This is a genomic window from Curtobacterium sp. L1-20, from assembly GCF_048755855.1.
Classification (GTDB): domain Bacteria; phylum Actinomycetota; class Actinomycetes; order Actinomycetales; family Microbacteriaceae; genus Curtobacterium.
The window spans coordinates 1-16,501 of sequence record NZ_CP151473.1; the positions used below are offsets into that span (position 1 = coordinate 1).

General features: G+C 66.1%; 8 protein-coding genes, 3 rRNA genes and 1 pseudogene. All 12 read right to left on the bottom strand.

Going from position 1 to position 16,501, the window contains the following annotated elements:
* Positions 1-117, bottom strand: a 5S ribosomal RNA gene (gene rrf / locus AAEP86_RS01430).
* Between the two features lie 139 nt (positions 118-256).
* Positions 257-3,385 (bottom strand): 23S ribosomal RNA (locus tag AAEP86_RS01435).
* Positions 3,386-3,854: 469 nt separating this feature from the next.
* A 16S ribosomal RNA gene (locus tag AAEP86_RS01440) occupies positions 3,855-5,376 on the bottom strand.
* The 16S, 23S and 5S rRNA genes sit together here, the layout of an rRNA operon.
* A 573-nt stretch (positions 5,377-5,949) precedes the next feature.
* Positions 5,950-7,263: a tyrosine--tRNA ligase gene (tyrS, locus tag AAEP86_RS01445; RefSeq protein WP_420368800.1), complete on the bottom strand. Its 1,314-nt coding sequence runs from the start codon at positions 7,261-7,263 to the stop codon at positions 5,950-5,952.
* A 104-nt stretch (positions 7,264-7,367) separates the two neighbouring features.
* Positions 7,368-8,063, bottom strand: coding sequence for a DNA-3-methyladenine glycosylase (locus tag AAEP86_RS01450; RefSeq protein ID WP_420368801.1), 696 nt, complete (start codon positions 8,061-8,063; stop codon positions 7,368-7,370).
* Positions 8,060-9,511, bottom strand: coding sequence for an argininosuccinate lyase (gene argH, locus AAEP86_RS01455; RefSeq protein ID WP_420368802.1), 1,452 nt, complete (start codon positions 9,509-9,511; stop codon positions 8,060-8,062). Before argH ends, AAEP86_RS01450 begins: the two co-directional genes overlap by 4 nt.
* A gap of 94 nt (positions 9,512-9,605) precedes the next feature.
* The gene (locus AAEP86_RS01460; protein ID WP_420368803.1) at positions 9,606-10,802 is read right to left on the bottom strand and encodes an argininosuccinate synthase; all 1,197 of its coding nucleotides are present in this window, start codon (positions 10,800-10,802) and stop codon (positions 9,606-9,608) included.
* A 13-nt stretch (positions 10,803-10,815) separates the two neighbouring features.
* Positions 10,816-11,796, bottom strand: coding sequence for an ornithine carbamoyltransferase (argF, locus tag AAEP86_RS01465; protein WP_420368804.1), 981 nt, complete (start codon positions 11,794-11,796; stop codon positions 10,816-10,818).
* Positions 11,793-13,031 carry an acetylornithine transaminase gene (locus AAEP86_RS01470; RefSeq protein ID WP_420368805.1) on the bottom strand — a complete coding sequence of 413 codons (1,239 nt, stop codon included), beginning with the start codon at positions 13,029-13,031 and terminating at the stop codon, positions 11,793-11,795. The genes argF and AAEP86_RS01470 overlap by 4 nt, the downstream gene beginning before the upstream one ends.
* 164 nt (positions 13,032-13,195) lie before the next feature.
* Positions 13,196-14,095 (bottom strand): annotated as a pseudogene (argB, locus tag AAEP86_RS01475) (acetylglutamate kinase); the annotation flags it as partial.
* The gene (gene argJ / locus AAEP86_RS01480; protein WP_420370429.1) at positions 14,095-15,246 is read right to left on the bottom strand and encodes a bifunctional glutamate N-acetyltransferase/amino-acid acetyltransferase ArgJ; all 1,152 of its coding nucleotides are present in this window, start codon (positions 15,244-15,246) and stop codon (positions 14,095-14,097) included. The gene argJ and the pseudogene argB, both read right to left, overlap by 1 nt.
* Before the next feature lie 86 nt (positions 15,247-15,332).
* The gene (locus AAEP86_RS01485) at positions 15,333-16,430 is read right to left on the bottom strand and encodes an N-acetyl-gamma-glutamyl-phosphate reductase (protein ID WP_420368806.1); all 1,098 of its coding nucleotides are present in this window, start codon (positions 16,428-16,430) and stop codon (positions 15,333-15,335) included.
* Positions 16,431-16,501: the final 71 nt, after the last annotated feature.

Here is a 16,501-nt window from a genome sequence, read left to right on the forward strand (position 1 = left end):
GTCCGGCGGCGTCCTACTCTCCCACAAGGTCCCCCTTGCAGTACCATCGGCGCTGAGAGGCTTAGCTTCCGGGTTCGGAATGTGACCGGGCGTTTCCCTCTCGCTATGACCACCGGAACACCTTCGACCCAATCGCTTGGAATCATGAAGCTGTTCCCGCATGCATGCGGTGTTCAATTTCGTGTTCCCGATCGTCTGTCGGGAACCACAAAGTGGACGCGAGCCCCACACCCGTGAGGGTGTGGGAAATAGTTGTGTTGTCAAGTCTTCGGCTTATTAGTACCGGTCAGCTCCACGGGTCGTTAGTCCCCGCTTCCACATCCGGCCTATCAACCCAGTAGTCTGCTGGGAGCCTCTCACACTCAAGGTGCATGGAAATCTCATCTCGAAGACGGCTTCCCGCTTAGATGCTTTCAGCGGTTATCCGGTCCGAACGTAGCTAATCAGCGGTGCCCTTGGCAGAACAACTGACACACCAGAGGTTCGTCCATCCCGGTCCTCTCGTACTAGGGATAGATCTTCTCAAATTTCCAACGCGCGCAGCGGATAGGGACCGAACTGTCTCACGACGTTCTAAACCCAGCTCGCGTACCGCTTTAATGGGCGAACAGCCCAACCCTTGGGACCTACTCCAGCCCCAGGATGCGACGAGCCGACATCGAGGTGCCAAACCATGCCGTCGATATGGACTCTTGGGCAAGATCAGCCTGTTATCCCCGAGGTACCTTTTATCCGTTGAGCGACAGCGCTTCCACAAGCCACTGCCGGATCACTAGTCCCGACTTTCGTCCCTGCTCGACCTGTCAGTCTCACAGTCAAGCTCCCTTGTGCACTTACACTCGCCACCTGATTGCCAACCAGGTTGAGGGAACCTTTGGGCGCCTCCGTTACTCTTTGGGAGGCAACCGCCCCAGTTAAACTACCCATCAGGCACTGTCCATGAACCCGATCAGGGTCCTACGTTAGACATCCAAAGTGACCAGAGTGGTATTTCAACAATGACTCCACGAACACTAGCGTGCCCGCTTCACAGTCTCCCACCTATCCTACACAAGCCACTCCGAACACCAATACCAAACTGTAGTAAAGGTCACGGGGTCTTTCCGTCCTGCTGCGCGTAACGAGCATCTTTACTCGTAGTGCAATTTCGCCGAGTTCGCGGTTGAGACAGCTGGGAAGTCGTTACGCCATTCGTGCAGGTCGGAACTTACCCGACAAGGAATTTCGCTACCTTAGGATGGTTATAGTTACCACCGCCGTTTACTGGGGCTTAAATTCAGAGCTTCGCCCAAAGGCTAACCCCTCCTCTTAACCTTCCAGCACCGGGCAGGCGTCAGTCCGTATACATCGTCTTGCGACTTCGCACGGACCTGTGTTTTTAGTAAACAGTCGCTTCCCACTGGTCTCTGCGGCCTTCAACGCTCAACGAAGCAAGTCCGTATCACGTGTCCGGCCCCCCTTCTCCCGAAGTTACGGGGGCATTTTGCCGAGTTCCTTAACCACGATTCTCTCGATCTCCTTGGTATTCTCTACCTGACCACCTGAGTCGGTTTCGGGTACGGGCGGCTGCAACCTCGCGTCGATGCTTTTCTCGGCAGCATAGGATCACTGATTTCCCCTTACGGGTACGCGTCGGATCTCAGGCATACAGACGACGGATTTGCCTATCGTCAGCCCTACATCCTTACACCAGGTTCACCTTACGGATACCATCGCCTGGCTCAGCTACCTTCCTGCGTCACACCTGTTCATACGCTAACCGCACCAGCATGGGGTCGAGCGTTAGACCGGACCGCATCACCCCGAAGGGATCCGCTGATACCGGGTTAGGACTCTTAGCACCACTGGATTAGCTTGGGCGGTTGTTCGCCGGTACGGGAATATCAACCCGTTGTCCATCGACTACGCCTGTCGGCCTCGCCTTAGGTCCCGACTTACCCAGGGCGGATTAACCTGGCCCTGGAACCCTTGGTCTTTCGGAGGACGGGTTTCTCACCCGTCTTTCGCTACTCATGCCTGCATTCTCACTCGTGTAGCGTCCACGGCTGGATCACTCCGCCGCTTCACTCGCCACACGACGCTCTCCTACCACTCCGCACGACTGAACCACGAAGGCTTATCGGTGTGCGAAATCTACAACTTCGGCGGTGTGCTTGAGCCCCGTTACATTGTCGGCGCGGAATCACTTGACCAGTGAGCTATTACGCACTCTTTCAAGGGTGGCTGCTTCTAAGCCAACCTCCTGGTTGTCTGTGCAACTCCACATCCTTTCCCACTTAGCACACGCTTAGGGGCCTTAGTTGGTAGTCTGGGTTGTTTCCCTCTCGACGATGAAGCTTATCCCCCACCGTCTCACTGCTGCGCTCTCACTCACCGGCATTCGGAGTTTGGCTGACGTCAGTAACCTGTTGAGGCCCATCGGCCATCCAGTAGCTCTACCTCCGGCGAGAAACACGCAACGCTGCACCTAAATGCATTTCGGAGAGAACCAGCTATCACGAAGTTTGATTGGCCTTTCACCCCTATCCACAGCTCATCCCCTCCATTTTCAACTGAAGTGGGTTCGGTCCTCCACGACGTCTTACCGTCGCTTCAACCTGGCCATGGATAGATCACTTCGCTTCGGGTCTAGGACATGCGACTGATTCGCCCTATTCAGACTCGCTTTCGCTACGGCTGCCCCACACGGGTTAACCTCGCCACATATCACTAACTCGCAGGCTCATTCTTCAAAAGGCACGCCGTCACCCCTACAAGGAGGCTCCGACGGTTTGTAAGCAAACGGTTTCAGGTACTATTTCACTCCCCTCCCGGGGTACTTTTCACCTTTCCCTCACGGTACTTGTCCGCTATCGGTCATCTGGGAGTATTTAGGCTTATCAGGTGGTCCTGACAGATTCACACGGGATTTCTCGGGCCCCGTGCTACTTGGGATACACATCCGGCCATAACACCATTTCGTCTACGGGGCTATCACCCACTACGGCCCGGCTTTCCAACCAGTTCGACTATGATGCGCTGTAACCGCCCCAGTCCGGCAGAACTGAGCGACGTGTCCCACAACCCCGACCATGCAACGCCCGCCGGCTATCACACATGATCGGTTTAGCCTCATCCGCTTTCGCTCGCCACTACTCACGGAATCACATGTTGTTTTCTCTTCCTGTGGGTACTGAGATGTTTCACTTCCCCACGTTCCCTCTACCCGCCCTATATATTCAGGCGGGAGTCACCAGGTCACAAAAGCGCCCAGCGGGGTTTCCCCATTCGGAAATCCTCGGCTCACAGCTCGATTATCAGCTCCCCGAGGCTTATCGCAGATTTCTACGTCCTTCTTCGGCTCCAGATGCCAAGGCATCCACCGTTTGCTCTTAGAAACTTGACCACAAAGATTAAAATTGCGATCGACTCGAAACAACAACAACCACCCGAAAGGCTTCGTCATCATCACGAGCGATCTAAGATGCTCGCGTCCACTGTGTAGTTCTCAACATACGATCGGCACCACACTCCCCCAACGCCAACGCGTCAGCTTCATGCAGCCCACTCGAAGAACCAGCACGGATCACTCCGCACAGCTCAACCCCCACCACCAGCAAGAACACACAACGTGTCCCCACCCCTGGCAGGAAGCCTGGTCCCTCAGGACCCAACAACGTGCACCAGCCACCTGCGCTCCCCACCAACCCGTTCCCGACCTGCAAGCAGGACGTACTGAGATCGGCAGCTGCGCTGACGACTGCACTGTCAATGTTCCACCCATGAGCTACCGGCAACCACGTTCGGGTTACTCGGCGCCTGGACACCACCACACCCTCCAACAGAAGGACACGACGATGCCAGATGCTCCTTAGAAAGGAGGTGATCCAGCCGCACCTTCCGGTACGGCTACCTTGTTACGACTTAGTCCTAATCACCGATCCCACCTTCGACGGCTCCTTCCACAAGGGTTAGGCCACCGGCTTCGGGTGTTACCGACTTTCATGACTTGACGGGCGGTGTGTACAAGGCCCGGGAACGTATTCACCGCAGCGTTGCTGATCTGCGATTACTAGCGACTCCGACTTCATGAGGTCGAGTTGCAGACCTCAATCCGAACTGAGACCGGCTTTTTGGGATTCGCTCCACCTTACGGTATCGCAGCCCTTTGTACCGGCCATTGTAGCATGCGTGAAGCCCAAGACATAAGGGGCATGATGATTTGACGTCATCCCCACCTTCCTCCGAGTTGACCCCGGCAGTCTCCTATGAGTCCCCGCCATAACGCGCTGGCAACATAGAACGAGGGTTGCGCTCGTTGCGGGACTTAACCCAACATCTCACGACACGAGCTGACGACAACCATGCACCACCTGTACACCGACCACAAGGGGGCGACCATCTCTGGCCGTTTCCGGTGTATGTCAAGCCTTGGTAAGGTTCTTCGCGTTGCATCGAATTAATCCGCATGCTCCGCCGCTTGTGCGGGCCCCCGTCAATTCCTTTGAGTTTTAGCCTTGCGGCCGTACTCCCCAGGCGGGGCGCTTAATGCGTTAGCTACGACACAGAAACCGTGGAAAGGTCCCTACATCTAGCGCCCAACGTTTACGGCATGGACTACCAGGGTATCTAATCCTGTTCGCTCCCCATGCTTTCGCTCCTCAGCGTCAGTTACGGCCCAGAGATCTGCCTTCGCCATCGGTGTTCCTCCTGATATCTGCGCATTCCACCGCTACACCAGGAATTCCAATCTCCCCTACCGCACTCTAGTCTGCCCGTACCCACTGCAAGCCCGAGGTTGAGCCTCGGGATTTCACAGCAGACGCGACAAACCGCCTACGAGCTCTTTACGCCCAATAATTCCGGACAACGCTTGCACCCTACGTATTACCGCGGCTGCTGGCACGTAGTTAGCCGGTGCTTTTTCTGCAGGTACCGTCACTTTCGCTTCTTCCCTACTAAAAGAGGTTTACAACCCGAAGGCCGTCATCCCTCACGCGGCGTTGCTGCATCAGGCTTTCGCCCATTGTGCAATATTCCCCACTGCTGCCTCCCGTAGGAGTCTGGGCCGTGTCTCAGTCCCAGTGTGGCCGGTCACCCTCTCAGGCCGGCTACCCGTCGTCGCCTTGGTGAGCCATTACCTCACCAACAAGCTGATAGGCCGCGAGTCCATCCCCAACCAAAAAATCTTTCCACCACCAGACCATGCGGCCGGCAGTCATATCCAGTATTAGACGTCGTTTCCAACGCTTATCCCAGAGTCAGGGGCAGGTTACTCACGTGTTACTCACCCGTTCGCCACTAATCCACCCAGCAAGCTGGGCATCATCGTTCGACTTGCATGTGTTAAGCACGCCGCCAGCGTTCGTCCTGAGCCAGGATCAAACTCTCCGTAAAAAAATACAGACCCAACACCCGAAGGCATCAGACCGAGTTGATTCTGACTGTTGACTGTCTACTGACAATCTTCAATCCAAAAGGAATTGTCTCCGACCCAACCAACCAGAGTTGATCAGGCACGGGGTCAATAAATTGGCATTGACAATGTGCACGCTGTTGAGTTCTCAAGGACCAGACGCACTCCCCACTCGACACCATCAAGGTGTTCCGCCAGAGAGGCTTTCGTTCTTGGTTCCGACCACCGGTGTGTCGTCGGACCCGGAGGTCCAGTGGCTCATCCCGTGGGAGAGAACCGGTGGAGTAGTCATCCTAGGCGTCGAAGCGATCCAGCGCAAGGCCGGTTCTGAACTTCAGTGGAGGATGGTCCCGCTTGAGGGCCGGCGTGCTCTGGGCTTTCGCTCCAGCCGCTCCGCCGCACCTTTGGGGTGACGAGTAAGAACTATACGCACGGTTCGGCGGGTGCGCCAAGGCAGCCCACATCTCGGGCGTGTCGCGTTCTGCAACACACCGCCGGAACGCAACGGTGCCCGGCTCCCACGTGGGGAACCGGGCACCGTCGAGCGTCCGCGGTCAGGAGATCGTCACGCCCGCGAGGGTCTTCTTGCCACGACGGAGCACGAGCACTCCCCCGGGCAGTGCGAGTTCTGCCAGCGGGGTCGCCGGGTCCTCCGCACGGGTGTTGTTCACGTACACGCCACCCTGGTCGATCGCGCGCCGTGCCTCGCCGAGGGACTTCACGAGTTCGGTGTCGACGAGCGCGCGCGCCACGTCCGCGTCGCCGGCGAGGGTCACTGACCCCGGGAGCTCAGCGATCGCCGACCGCAGGGTCGCCGTGTCGAGGGCACCCAGGTCGCCGTTGCCGAACAACGCCGCCGACGCATCGATCGCCGCCTGCGTCGCGTCGGGTCCGTGCACGATCGCGGTCACCTCGAACGCGAGGGTGCGCTGGGCCTCTCGTCGGAAGGGCTCGTCGGCCACTGCCTGCTCGAGGCGCTCGACCTCGGCACGGGACAGGAACGTGAACTGCCGCAGTCGCGCGACCACGTCGGAGTCCGACGTGTTGAGCCAGAACTGGTAGAAGGCGTAGGGCGAGGTCATCTCCGGGTCGAGCCAGATCGCGTTGCCCTCGCTCTTGCCGAACTTCGTGCCGTCCGAGTTCGTGATGAGGGGCGTCCCCAACGCGTGCACGGACTTCCCCTCGGTGCGCCGGATCAGCTCCGTGCCCGAGGTCAGGTTGCCCCACTGGTCGGACCCGCCGGTCTGCAACGTGCACCCGTACTGCAGGAAGAGTTCGCGGTAGTCCAGGCCCTGCAGGATCTGGTAGCTGAACTCCGTGTAGCTGATGCCGGCGTCCGAGTTCAGACGCGCCGCCACGGCGTCCTTCTTCAGCATCGAGTTGACCCGGAAGTACTTGCCGATGTCGCGGAGGAAGTCGATGGCCGACAGCGGGGCCGTCCAGTCGAGGTTGTTGACCAACCGGACGCCGTTGTCACCGTCCGGGCTGAGGAAGCGCGACACCTGGCCCTGCAGTCGGGTCACCCAGTCGGCCACCGTCTCCGGGGTGTTCAGCGTCCGCTCCGCCGTCGGCCGCGGATCGCCGATCAGGCCGGTCGAACCGCCCACCAGCGCGAGCGGCCGGTGCCCGGCGAGCTGGATCCGACGCATCGTCAGGAGCTGCAGGAGGTTGCCGCAGTGCAGCGAGGCCGCGGTCGGGTCGAAACCGCAGTAGTACGTGATCGGCTCACCGTCGAGGGCCTCCTTCAGCGCCGTCTCGTCGGTGGAGACGTGCACCAGATCACGCCAGCGCAGTTCGTCCCAGACCGAGGCGAAGGTCGGGTCGTTCTGCTGGCGCGTCAGGACATCGTGAGCGGATTCACTGGACACCTCGCCATCGTAGCGGCGAGGGAGCGATCGGGAGGCGCGGCTCGGCTCCGCCCCGCCGGTCCCGGCACCGACCAGCAGCGTCTCGCCGATCGCGCCGACGCGGCTCAGTCCAGTGCCCCCGGGTGCCGTCGGTAGGGCGAGACCGTCGGCTCACCGGTCAACCAGAACCGCCAGGGGTACCCCGCACCTCCGGCGACGCCGCCGACGCCGGTGCGCGGGCCCCGGGAGATCCGCGGGACCGTTCCGACTCCGCCCGGTCCGGAGCGGGTCTCGGACAGGAGTTCCTCGATGACGCGGGCCGGACCGGAGGAGGCGATCCGCGCCTCCAGACCGGGTGCCAACGTGAGCAGGTAGGGGCCGCGACCGTCGAGGAGTCCGGTGCCGTCGTCCTCGCCGAGGACGGCGCCGACGGCGCTGCCCAGGTTGCCCGGCCCGCGGGCCAGCGCGACGTCGGCGACGGACGGACCGCGACGCTCCCGGGCGGTCGCGACGCCGTCGACGACCTCCGCGGCGCGCAGGAGCGACCCGGAGGACACCCCCTCGGCCCCGCTCACCACGTTGACGCACGTGTGGATGCCGTAGGACCGGTAGGCGTACAGCGTTCCGGGCGGTCCGAAGAGGTGCCGGTTGCGTGCCGTCGGTCCGCGGTGCCCGTGGGAACCGGGATCGGTGGGGCCGAAGTAGGCCTCGACCTCGGTGATCCGCAGCGTGACGCCCTTCCCGGCGATCGTCGCCCCGAGCAGCGCCGGCGCGGACACCGGTGCCGGCTCGGCGAGGAGCGCGAGGACGGGATCGGTCATCGTGTGAACGGTGCTCCCTGCGCCAGGTCGTGCACCCGGCGGGTCAGCGACGCCAGCTGGTCGGCGACACGGTCGGGTGCCGTGCCGCCGGCACCGGCCCGGGACGCGACGCTGCCCTCGATCGTGAGGACGCCGCGCACCTCGGGTGTGAGGTGTTCCGACACCGCCCGGTACTCGTCGTCGGTGGGTTGGTCGAGCTCGATGCCGCGCTCCTCGCAGTGGCGGACCAGCGCACCGGAGACCTCGTGCGCGTCGCGGAACGGGACCCCCTGCCGGACGAGCCACTCGGCCACGTCCGTGGCGAGCGAGAACCCCTGCGGTGCGAGCTCGGCCATCCGGTCGGTGTCGAAGGACAGCGTCGCCACCATGCCGGTGAAGGCCGGCAGCAGCACCTCGAGCTGGGCGACCGAGTCGAAGACGGGCTCCTTGTCCTCCTGCAGATCGCGGTTGTACGCGAGCGGCAAGCCCTTGAGCGTCGCGAGGAGACCCGTCAGGTTGCCGATGAGCCGGCCGGACTTGCCACGGGCGAGCTCGGCGATGTCCGGGTTCTTCTTCTGCGGCATGATGCTCGACCCGGTCGAGAACGCGTCGTGCAGCCGGACGAACCCGAACTCCTTCGTGTTCCAGAGGATGATCTCCTCGGCCAGGCGGGACAGGTCGATGCCGACCTGGGCGAGGACGAACGCGAACTCCGCCACCACGTCGCGCGCCGCCGTCGCGTCGATCGAGTTGTCTGCCGGGCGCGCGAAGCCGAGCTCCCGGGCGATCGCCGTCGGGTCGAGCCCCAACGAGCTGCCCGCCAGCGCACCGGCACCGTACGGACTCACGCTCGCCCGGTCCGCCCAGTCACGGAGCCGCTCGAGGTCCCGGACCAGCGGCCATGCGTGCGCGAGGAGGTGGTGGGCCAGGAGGACCGGCTGCGCGTGCTGCAGGTGGGTGCGGCCCGGCATGATCGCGCCCGGGTGCTCGCTGGCCTGCTGGGAGATCGCGTCCACGAGGTCGATGACCAGGTGCCCGATGCGGCGGCCGTGGTCGAGCATGTGCATCCGGCCGAGGGTCGCGATCTGGTCGTTGCGGCTGCGTCCGGCGCGGAGCTTGCCGCCGAGCTCGGGCCCGAGGTCGACGATGAGGAGCCGTTCGAGCGCGCCGTGCACGTCCTCGTCGCCGTCGTCCGGTCGCAGCTCCCCGGCGTCGTACTGCTCCTGCAGCCGGTCGAGGCCGCCGAGCATGCGGTCGAGCTCGTCCTCGGTCAGGTACCCCGCGGTGTGGAGCGCGCGGGCGTGGGCGCGGGACCCGGCGAGGTCGTAGGGGGCGAGCTGCCAGTCGAACTGCGTCGAGCGGGACAGCTCGGCGAGCTCTGCGCTCGGGCCGTCGGCGAAGCGGCCGCCCCAGAGGGCGCCGGTGTTGGTGGCGTCGGTCTTGGCGGCGGGCTGGTTCGCGTCGGTCATGTCTCGCTCTGCTCGTTCGTCGTGGGGTCGGGTGCTGGTGGTGGTGCTCGTGCTGGTGGTGGTGCTCGTGCCGGTGCCGGTGCCGGTGCCGGTGCTAGTCGGCCCGGTCGCGGCGGGCGGCGATCCTTCCGGGGAGTGCCCAGGTGTCGGTGAACCCCTTCGCGCGCGACTGGTCGGCCGCTCCGCCGGCGTCGTCCGTCGCGAGCTCGAAGTCGTAGAGGCTCTGGCCCGACCGCCTGCCCGTGACGACCGCGCGTCCGCCGTGCAGGCGCAGCCGGACGTCGCCCGCGACGCGGAGCTGGGTGTGGTCGATGAACGCGTCGAGGCTGCGCTTGAGGCCGCCGAACCACAGCCCGTCGTACACCAGGTCGGCCCACTCGGCCTCCGCCTGCCGCTTGAAGCGGAGCACGTCACGCTCGAGCGTGAGGTTCTCGAGTTCCTCGTGGGCGGCGATGAGGGCGACCGCCGCCGGTGCTTCGTAGACCACGCGCGCCTTCACGCCGATCACGCGGTCCTCGACCACGTCGAGCCGGCCGACCCCGTGCTTGCCGGCGAGCGCGTCGAGCTCCTGCACGATACGCAGCACGCTGAACCGCTGTCCGTCGATGGCCACCGGCACGCCCTGCTCGAACGTGATGGTGACCTCGTCCGGGTCCCGGGGGACGGTCGGGTCCTGCGTCGTGGCGTAGAGCTCCTCGGCCGGGGCGCTCCACGGGTCCTCGAGCGGGCCTGCGTCGACGGCACGGCCCCAGAGGTCCTGGTCGACGGAGTACGGCGACCGGACCGACGGCTCGACCGGCAGCGCCCGTTCCGCTGCGTACGCCACCGCCCGGGTGCGGGTCAGTCCGAGGTCGCGCATCGGTGCGAGGGTCGCGAGGTCCGGGGCGATCGCGGCGACGGCGGCCTCGAAGCGGACCTGGTCGTTGCCCGCACCGGTGCACCCGTGGGCGATGCTGTCCGCTCCCAATTGCTTCGCGGTGAGGGCGAGGTGCTTCGCCACCAGCGGGCGACTCAGTGCCGAGACCAGCGGGTGCCGCTTCTGGTGGAGGGCGTTCGCCTTGATGGCCGGAGCGATGTGGTCGTCGGCGAACTCGTCCCTCGCGTCGACGACGATGGACTCGACGGCGCCGCAGTCGAGCGCGCGCTGTCGGACGACCGCGAGGTCCTCGCCGCGCTGACCGACGTCGACGACGAGCGCGACGACGTCCTTGCCGGTGGTGTCGCGCAGCCAGCCGATCGCGACGGAGGTGTCGAGTCCCCCGGAGTACGCGAGGACGACGCGGTCTGCCACTGTGCTCTCCGGGTCAGACGCCGGGGGCGCTCACGGTCGCGTCCACGCTCGCGGTGTGCACGGGCGCACCGCCGTTGGCGGCGAGGAGCCACGCGAGGAGCGCCTTCTGGGCGTGCAGACGGTTCTCCGCCTCGTCCCAGATGATGCTGCGCGGGCCGTCGATCACCTCGGCGGTCACCTCGAACCCTCGGTCAGCGGGGAGGCAGTGCATGAACACGGCGTCGTCGGCGGCGTGCGCCATCAGGTCGTCGTCCACGCGGTAGCCGTTGAACGTGTCGAGACGTGCCTGCTTCTCGTCCTCCTTGCCCATCGACACCCAGGTGTCCGTGACGACGACGTCCGCGCCGGCCACGGCCGCCACGGGGTCGGTGACGACCAGGACGGATCCGCCGGTCTCCGCGGCGCGCTGCTCGGCGTCGGTGACCACCTCGGCCGTGGGCGCGAACTCCGCAGGAGCGGCGACCCGGACGTGCATGCCCGCGGTCGCGCCGGCGAGCAGGTACGACTGCGCCATGTTGCTCGCGCCGTCGCCGACGAACGCGACGGTCTGCCCGGCCAGGGTCCCGCGGTGCTCGCGGATGGTCAGGAGGTCGGCGAGGAGCTGGCAGGGGTGGAAGTCGTCGGAGAGGGCGTTCACCACGGGCACGGTGGTGTCCGCCGCCATCTCCTCGAGCCCGGCCTGTCCGTAGGTCCGCCAGACGATGGCCGACACCATGCGCTCGAGCACGCGTGCGGTGTCCGACGGGGTCTCCTTGCCGCCGAGCTGGCTGTTCGCCGTCGTGATGACGAGCGGGCTGCCGCCGAGGTCGGAGATGCCGACGTGGAAGGACACGCGGGTGCGGGTCGACGACTTGTCGAAGATCACCGCGACGGACTGCGGACCGGCGAGGGGCTTCCGGCCCCAGCGGTCTGCCTTCATCTGCACGGCGAGGTCGAGGATCGCGGACTGCTCGGCCTGCGAGAGGTCGTCGTCGCGGAGGAAGTGACGGGTCATGCGGAGGTCTCCTGGGTGGCGGTGCCCTGCTCGGCGGCGACCGCGGCGAGGCTCTGGCCGAGGATCGACACGAACTCGTCGATCTCGGCGTCGGACACGATGAGCGGCGGCGCGATGCGCAGACTCGATTCGTTCGGGGCGTTGATGATGAGGCCGCGCTGGAGCGCGTCCGCGCTCACGGCGGCAGCGACCGGACCGGTCAGCCCGACGCCGATGAGCAGGCCGGTGCCGCGGACCTCGTGCACGAGGGGCGAACCGATGCTCGCGATCCCGGCACGGATGCGCTCGCCCTTCGTCACCGCACCGGCGACGAGGTCAGCACGCTCGATCTCCTGCAGCACGGCGTTGGCCACGCGGGTGCCGAGCGGGTTGCCGCCGAAGGTCGAACCGTGCTGGCCCGCGGAGAACAGGTCGGACGCCCAGCCGAAGGTCACCAGGGCACCGATCGGGAAGCCGCCGGCGATGCCCTTCGCGATGGTCACGGCGTCCGGGGTGAACCCGTGCCCCTGGAAGGTGAACCAGTTGCCCGTGCGGCCGACACCGGTCTGGATCTCGTCGAGGATGAAGAGGGCGCCGTGCTCCTCGGTGAGGCGCCGGGCCGCGAGCAGGAAGCCCTCGGGCAGGTCGACCACGCCGGCCTCGCCCTTGATCGGCTCGACGATGAGCGCCGCGACGGTGTCGTCGATCGCGGCCTCGAGCGCCTCCACCGTGGAGTCGATGTGCTCGACGCCCGGGATCATCGGCAGGAAGTCCTGCTGCAGCGCGGGCTTGCCGGTGAGGGCGAGCGCCCCCATCGTCCGTCCGTGGAAGCCCTGCTTGAGCGCGAGGATCCGGGTCTTCCGGCCGTCCTCGCCCCGGTTGAGGCGCGCCAGCTTGAACGCGGCCTCGTTCGCCTCGGCACCGGAGTTGCCGAAGTACACGCGACCGGCGTCGCCGGCACCGGTGATGCGCTTGAGCCGCTCGGCGAGCTCGAGCTGCGGCGGTGTCGCGAAGTAGTTGGAGACGTGCACGAGCTTGGCGGCCTGGTCGGAGACCGCCTCGACGAGCGCCGGGTGGGCGTGGCCGAGGGAGTTCACCGCGATGCCGGCGAGGAAGTCCAGGTACTCCTTCCCCTCGACGTCCCAGACGCGGCAGCCCTGCCCGCGCTCGAGCATGATCTTCGGCGGCGTCAGGGATCGCATGAGCGACGCCCCGAACCGGTCGTTCCAGGTCTCGGTCTGCGTCTCGGTGCTCACTGCGCGTGTCCTTCCTCGGTCGTGCCGACGTTCTCGGTGGTGGCTTCGTGCCGTCCGGCGGTGCTCGGGCGGCTGGCGCCCAGGCCGGCCGTGCTCGTCGGCGACGCGACGCGTCGGCCGATCTCGGCGTGGGTCATCTGGTTCTCGGTGCGCCGGCTCGGGTCCGGGATCACCTCGGTGCCCGCACCCCGCAGGGTGAAGACCTCGAGGAGGATCGAGTGCGGGATCCGACCGTCGATGATCGTCGCTCCGCCGACGCCGCCGACCACGGCGTCGAGGCACGCGGTCATCTTCGGGATCATGCCGGACTCGAGGGACGGCAGCAGCTCGCGGAGCTCGTCGACGGCGATGAGGTCGACGATCGAGTCGCGGTCGGGCCAGTTCCGGTACAGCCCGGGGACGTCGGTGAGCATCATGAGCTTCGACGCCTTGAGGGCGATCGCGAGCGCACCCGCCGCCGCGTCGGCGTTCACGTTGAGCGCCTGGTCGGGGTGGGCGTCGTCGATGGCGATGCTCGACACGACCGGGATGCGGCCGGCCTCGATCGCGGCGAGGACACCGGACGGGTCGACGTGGGTGATGTCGCCGACGTGGCCGAGGTCGAAGTGCTCGCCGTCGACGACGACGCCCTTCTTCTCGCCGGTGAACAGGGATCCACCGTCACCGAAGACGCCGACCGCCAGGCCTGCGCCGTGCTCGTTCACCAGGTCGACGATCTCGCGGTTCACCTCGCCCGCGAGGACGTCGCGGACGACCGAGATCGCCTCGGTCGTGGTGACGCGGTACCCGCCACGGAACTCGGACTCGATGCCCTGCTCCTTCAGCGCGGCCGAGATCTGCGGTCCGCCGCCGTGCACGACGACCGGGTGCAGCCCCGCGTAGCGGAGGTAGACCATGTCCTCGGCGAAGGCGCGCTTCAGGTCCTCGTTGACCATCGCGTTGCCGCCGAACTTGACGACGACGATCTTCCCCGAGAACCGCTTCAGCCACGGCAGGGACTCGATGAGCGTCGCGGCCTTGACGGCCGCGAGCTCGTGCTCCTCTTGCTTCGTCAGGTCGCCCATCAGCTGGAGTACGCGCTGTTCTCGTGCACGTAGTCGTGCGTGAGGTCGTTGGTCAGGATCGTCGCGGCGTACGGCCCCACCCCGAGGTCGATGAGGACGTGTGTGTCGCGCGGCGTCAGGTCGACGCTGTCGCTCGGGGCATCCGGCGCTCCGGCGTGACAGACGCGCACACCGTTCATCGAGACGTCCACCGCGTACGGGTCGAACTCGGCGTCGGTCGTGCCGATCGCCGCGAGCACCCGGCCCCAGTTCGGGTCGTTGCCGAAGACCGCCGCCTTGAACAGGTTGTTCCGTGCCACGCTCCGTCCGACCGCGACGGCGTCGTCCTCGGTGGCGGCGTTCACCACGGAGATCGCGATGTCGTGGCTGGCGCCCTCGGCGTCCTGCTGCAGCTGCCGTGCGAGGTCCGCACAGACCGCGGTCAGTGCCTCCTGGAAGTCGCCGACCTCCGGGGTCACACCGCTCGCGGCCGACGACATCAGCACCACCGTGTCGTTGGTGGACATGCAGCCGTCGGAGTCGACGCGGTCGAAGGTGACCCGCGTCGCTGCGCGGAGCGCCTGGTCGAGTTCGTCCGACCCGAGGACCGCGTCGGTGGTGATGACGACCAGCATCGTCGCGAGGCCGGGCGCGAGCATGCCCGCTCCCTTCGCCATCCCGCCGACGGTCCAGCCGTCCTCGGTGACCACGGACTGCTTCGATCGGGTGTCGGTCGTCATGATCGCCGCGGCGGCATCCGGCCCGCCGGACGCGGACAGCGACCCGGCCGTCATCGCGACACCGCGGAGCACGCCGTCACGGAAGGTCTGGTCACCGACGCCGATGAGTCCGGTGGAGCAGACCACGACGTCGCCAGCACCGATCCCGAGCGACTCACCGACGGCTTCCGCCGTCATGTGCGTGGTCTGGAACCCGAACGGTCCCGTGAAGCAGTTCGCGCCGCCGGAGTTGAGGAACACCGCCCGGGCGACGCCGTCCCCGACGACCTGACGGGACCAGATCACGGGGTGCGCCTGGGCACGGTTGCTCGTGAAGACGGCGGCCACGGCGGACGACGGTCCGTCGTTCACGACGAGGGCCACGTCGGGCTTGCCGCTCGCCTTCAGGCCGGCGGTCGCGCCGGCGGCGCGGAAGCCAGCGGCGGCGGTCACGCCCTGCAGACCGGACCCGGTCTGCGCGCTCGGTGCGGTCTGGCCCTGGAGGCTCGGTGCGGTCTGGCCCTGGTTGCTCGCGTCCGTCACGGTGCGACTCCGTCCACGCTGAGGCCGAGGGTCTCCGGGAAGCCCAGGGCGATGTTCGTCGACTGGACCGCGGCTCCGGCCGTGCCCTTCGCCAGGTTGTCGAGCGCGGTCACCGCGACGACGCGGCCCGCTGCCTCGTCGACGGCGATGCCGATCAGCGCCGTGTTCGCGCCGATCGTGTCCGCCACCCGAGGGAACTCGCCCTCGGGCAGCAGGTGCACGAAGGGCTCGTCGGCGTAGGCCTGCTCCCACGCGAGACGGACGTCGCGAGCGCGCACACCGGGCGCGAGCTTCGCGGTGGTCGTCGCGAGGATGCCGCGGGCCATCGGGACGAGGACGGGCGTGAACGAGATCGTGACGTCCGAGGCGCCGGCGGCGACGAGGTTCTGCTGGATCTCGGGGATGTGCCGGTGCGTGCCGCCGACCGCGTAGGCGCTCGCCGACCCCATGATCTCCGAGGCCAGGTAGGCGGGGGCGAGCTTCTTGCCCGCGCCGCTGGGTCCCACGCTCAGCACGGCGACCAGGTCGTCCGACTCGACCAGCCCGGCCTGGACGCCCGGCTGGATGCCGAGCGTCACGGCGGTCACGTTGCAACCGGGGACCGCGATCCGCTTCGTCCCGACGAGCGACGACCGCTGCCGTCCCTGCGTCTGGATGTCGTCGACGTCGCGCCACTCGTCCGCCGAGCCGGGGACGGGCGCCGCGTGCAGCAGTTCCGGCAGGCCGTAGGTCCAGGAGCCGTGGTACTCGCCCCCGTAGAAGGCGTCCCACGCTGCGGGGTCGGTGAGCCGGTGGTCCGCGCCGCAGTCGACCACCAGGACGTCGTCCCCGAGCTCCGCCGCGATCGCGCCGGACTGTCCGTGCGGAAGGGCGAGGAAGACCACGTCGTGGCCGCGCAGCGTCTCCGCCGTCGTCTCGACGAGCGTCAGGTGCGACAGCGAGCGGAGGTGCGGCTGCGTCGCGATGAGCGGCTGCCCGGCGTTCGAGAACGCCGTCACCGTCCTGACGTCGAACTCGGGATGGGCCGAGAGCACGCGCAGGAGCTCACCGCCCGCGTAGCCGGAGGCTCCCGCCACGGCGACGGATACGGACATGGGATTCCACCTTTGGTCGGACTGGTCGTCGAGGGAGTCGGAGGCGGCGACCCCGGGCGGTGCTGATCCCG

What these genes read in the sequence shown, in the direction of transcription:
- AAEP86_RS01450 (WP_420368801.1), bottom strand. Translation starts at nt 8,063, where the DNA reads ATGACCGATCCCGTCCTCGCGCTCCTCGCCGAGCCGGCACCGGTGTCC.
- argH (WP_420368802.1), bottom strand. Translation starts at nt 9,511, where the DNA reads ATGACCGACGCGAACCAGCCCGCCGCCAAGACCGACGCCACCAACACC.
- argF (WP_420368804.1), bottom strand. Translation starts at nt 11,796, where the DNA reads ATGACCCGTCACTTCCTCCGCGACGACGACCTCTCGCAGGCCGAGCAG.
- AAEP86_RS01485 (WP_420368806.1), bottom strand. Translation starts at nt 16,430, where the DNA reads ATGTCCGTATCCGTCGCCGTGGCGGGAGCCTCCGGCTACGCGGGCGGT.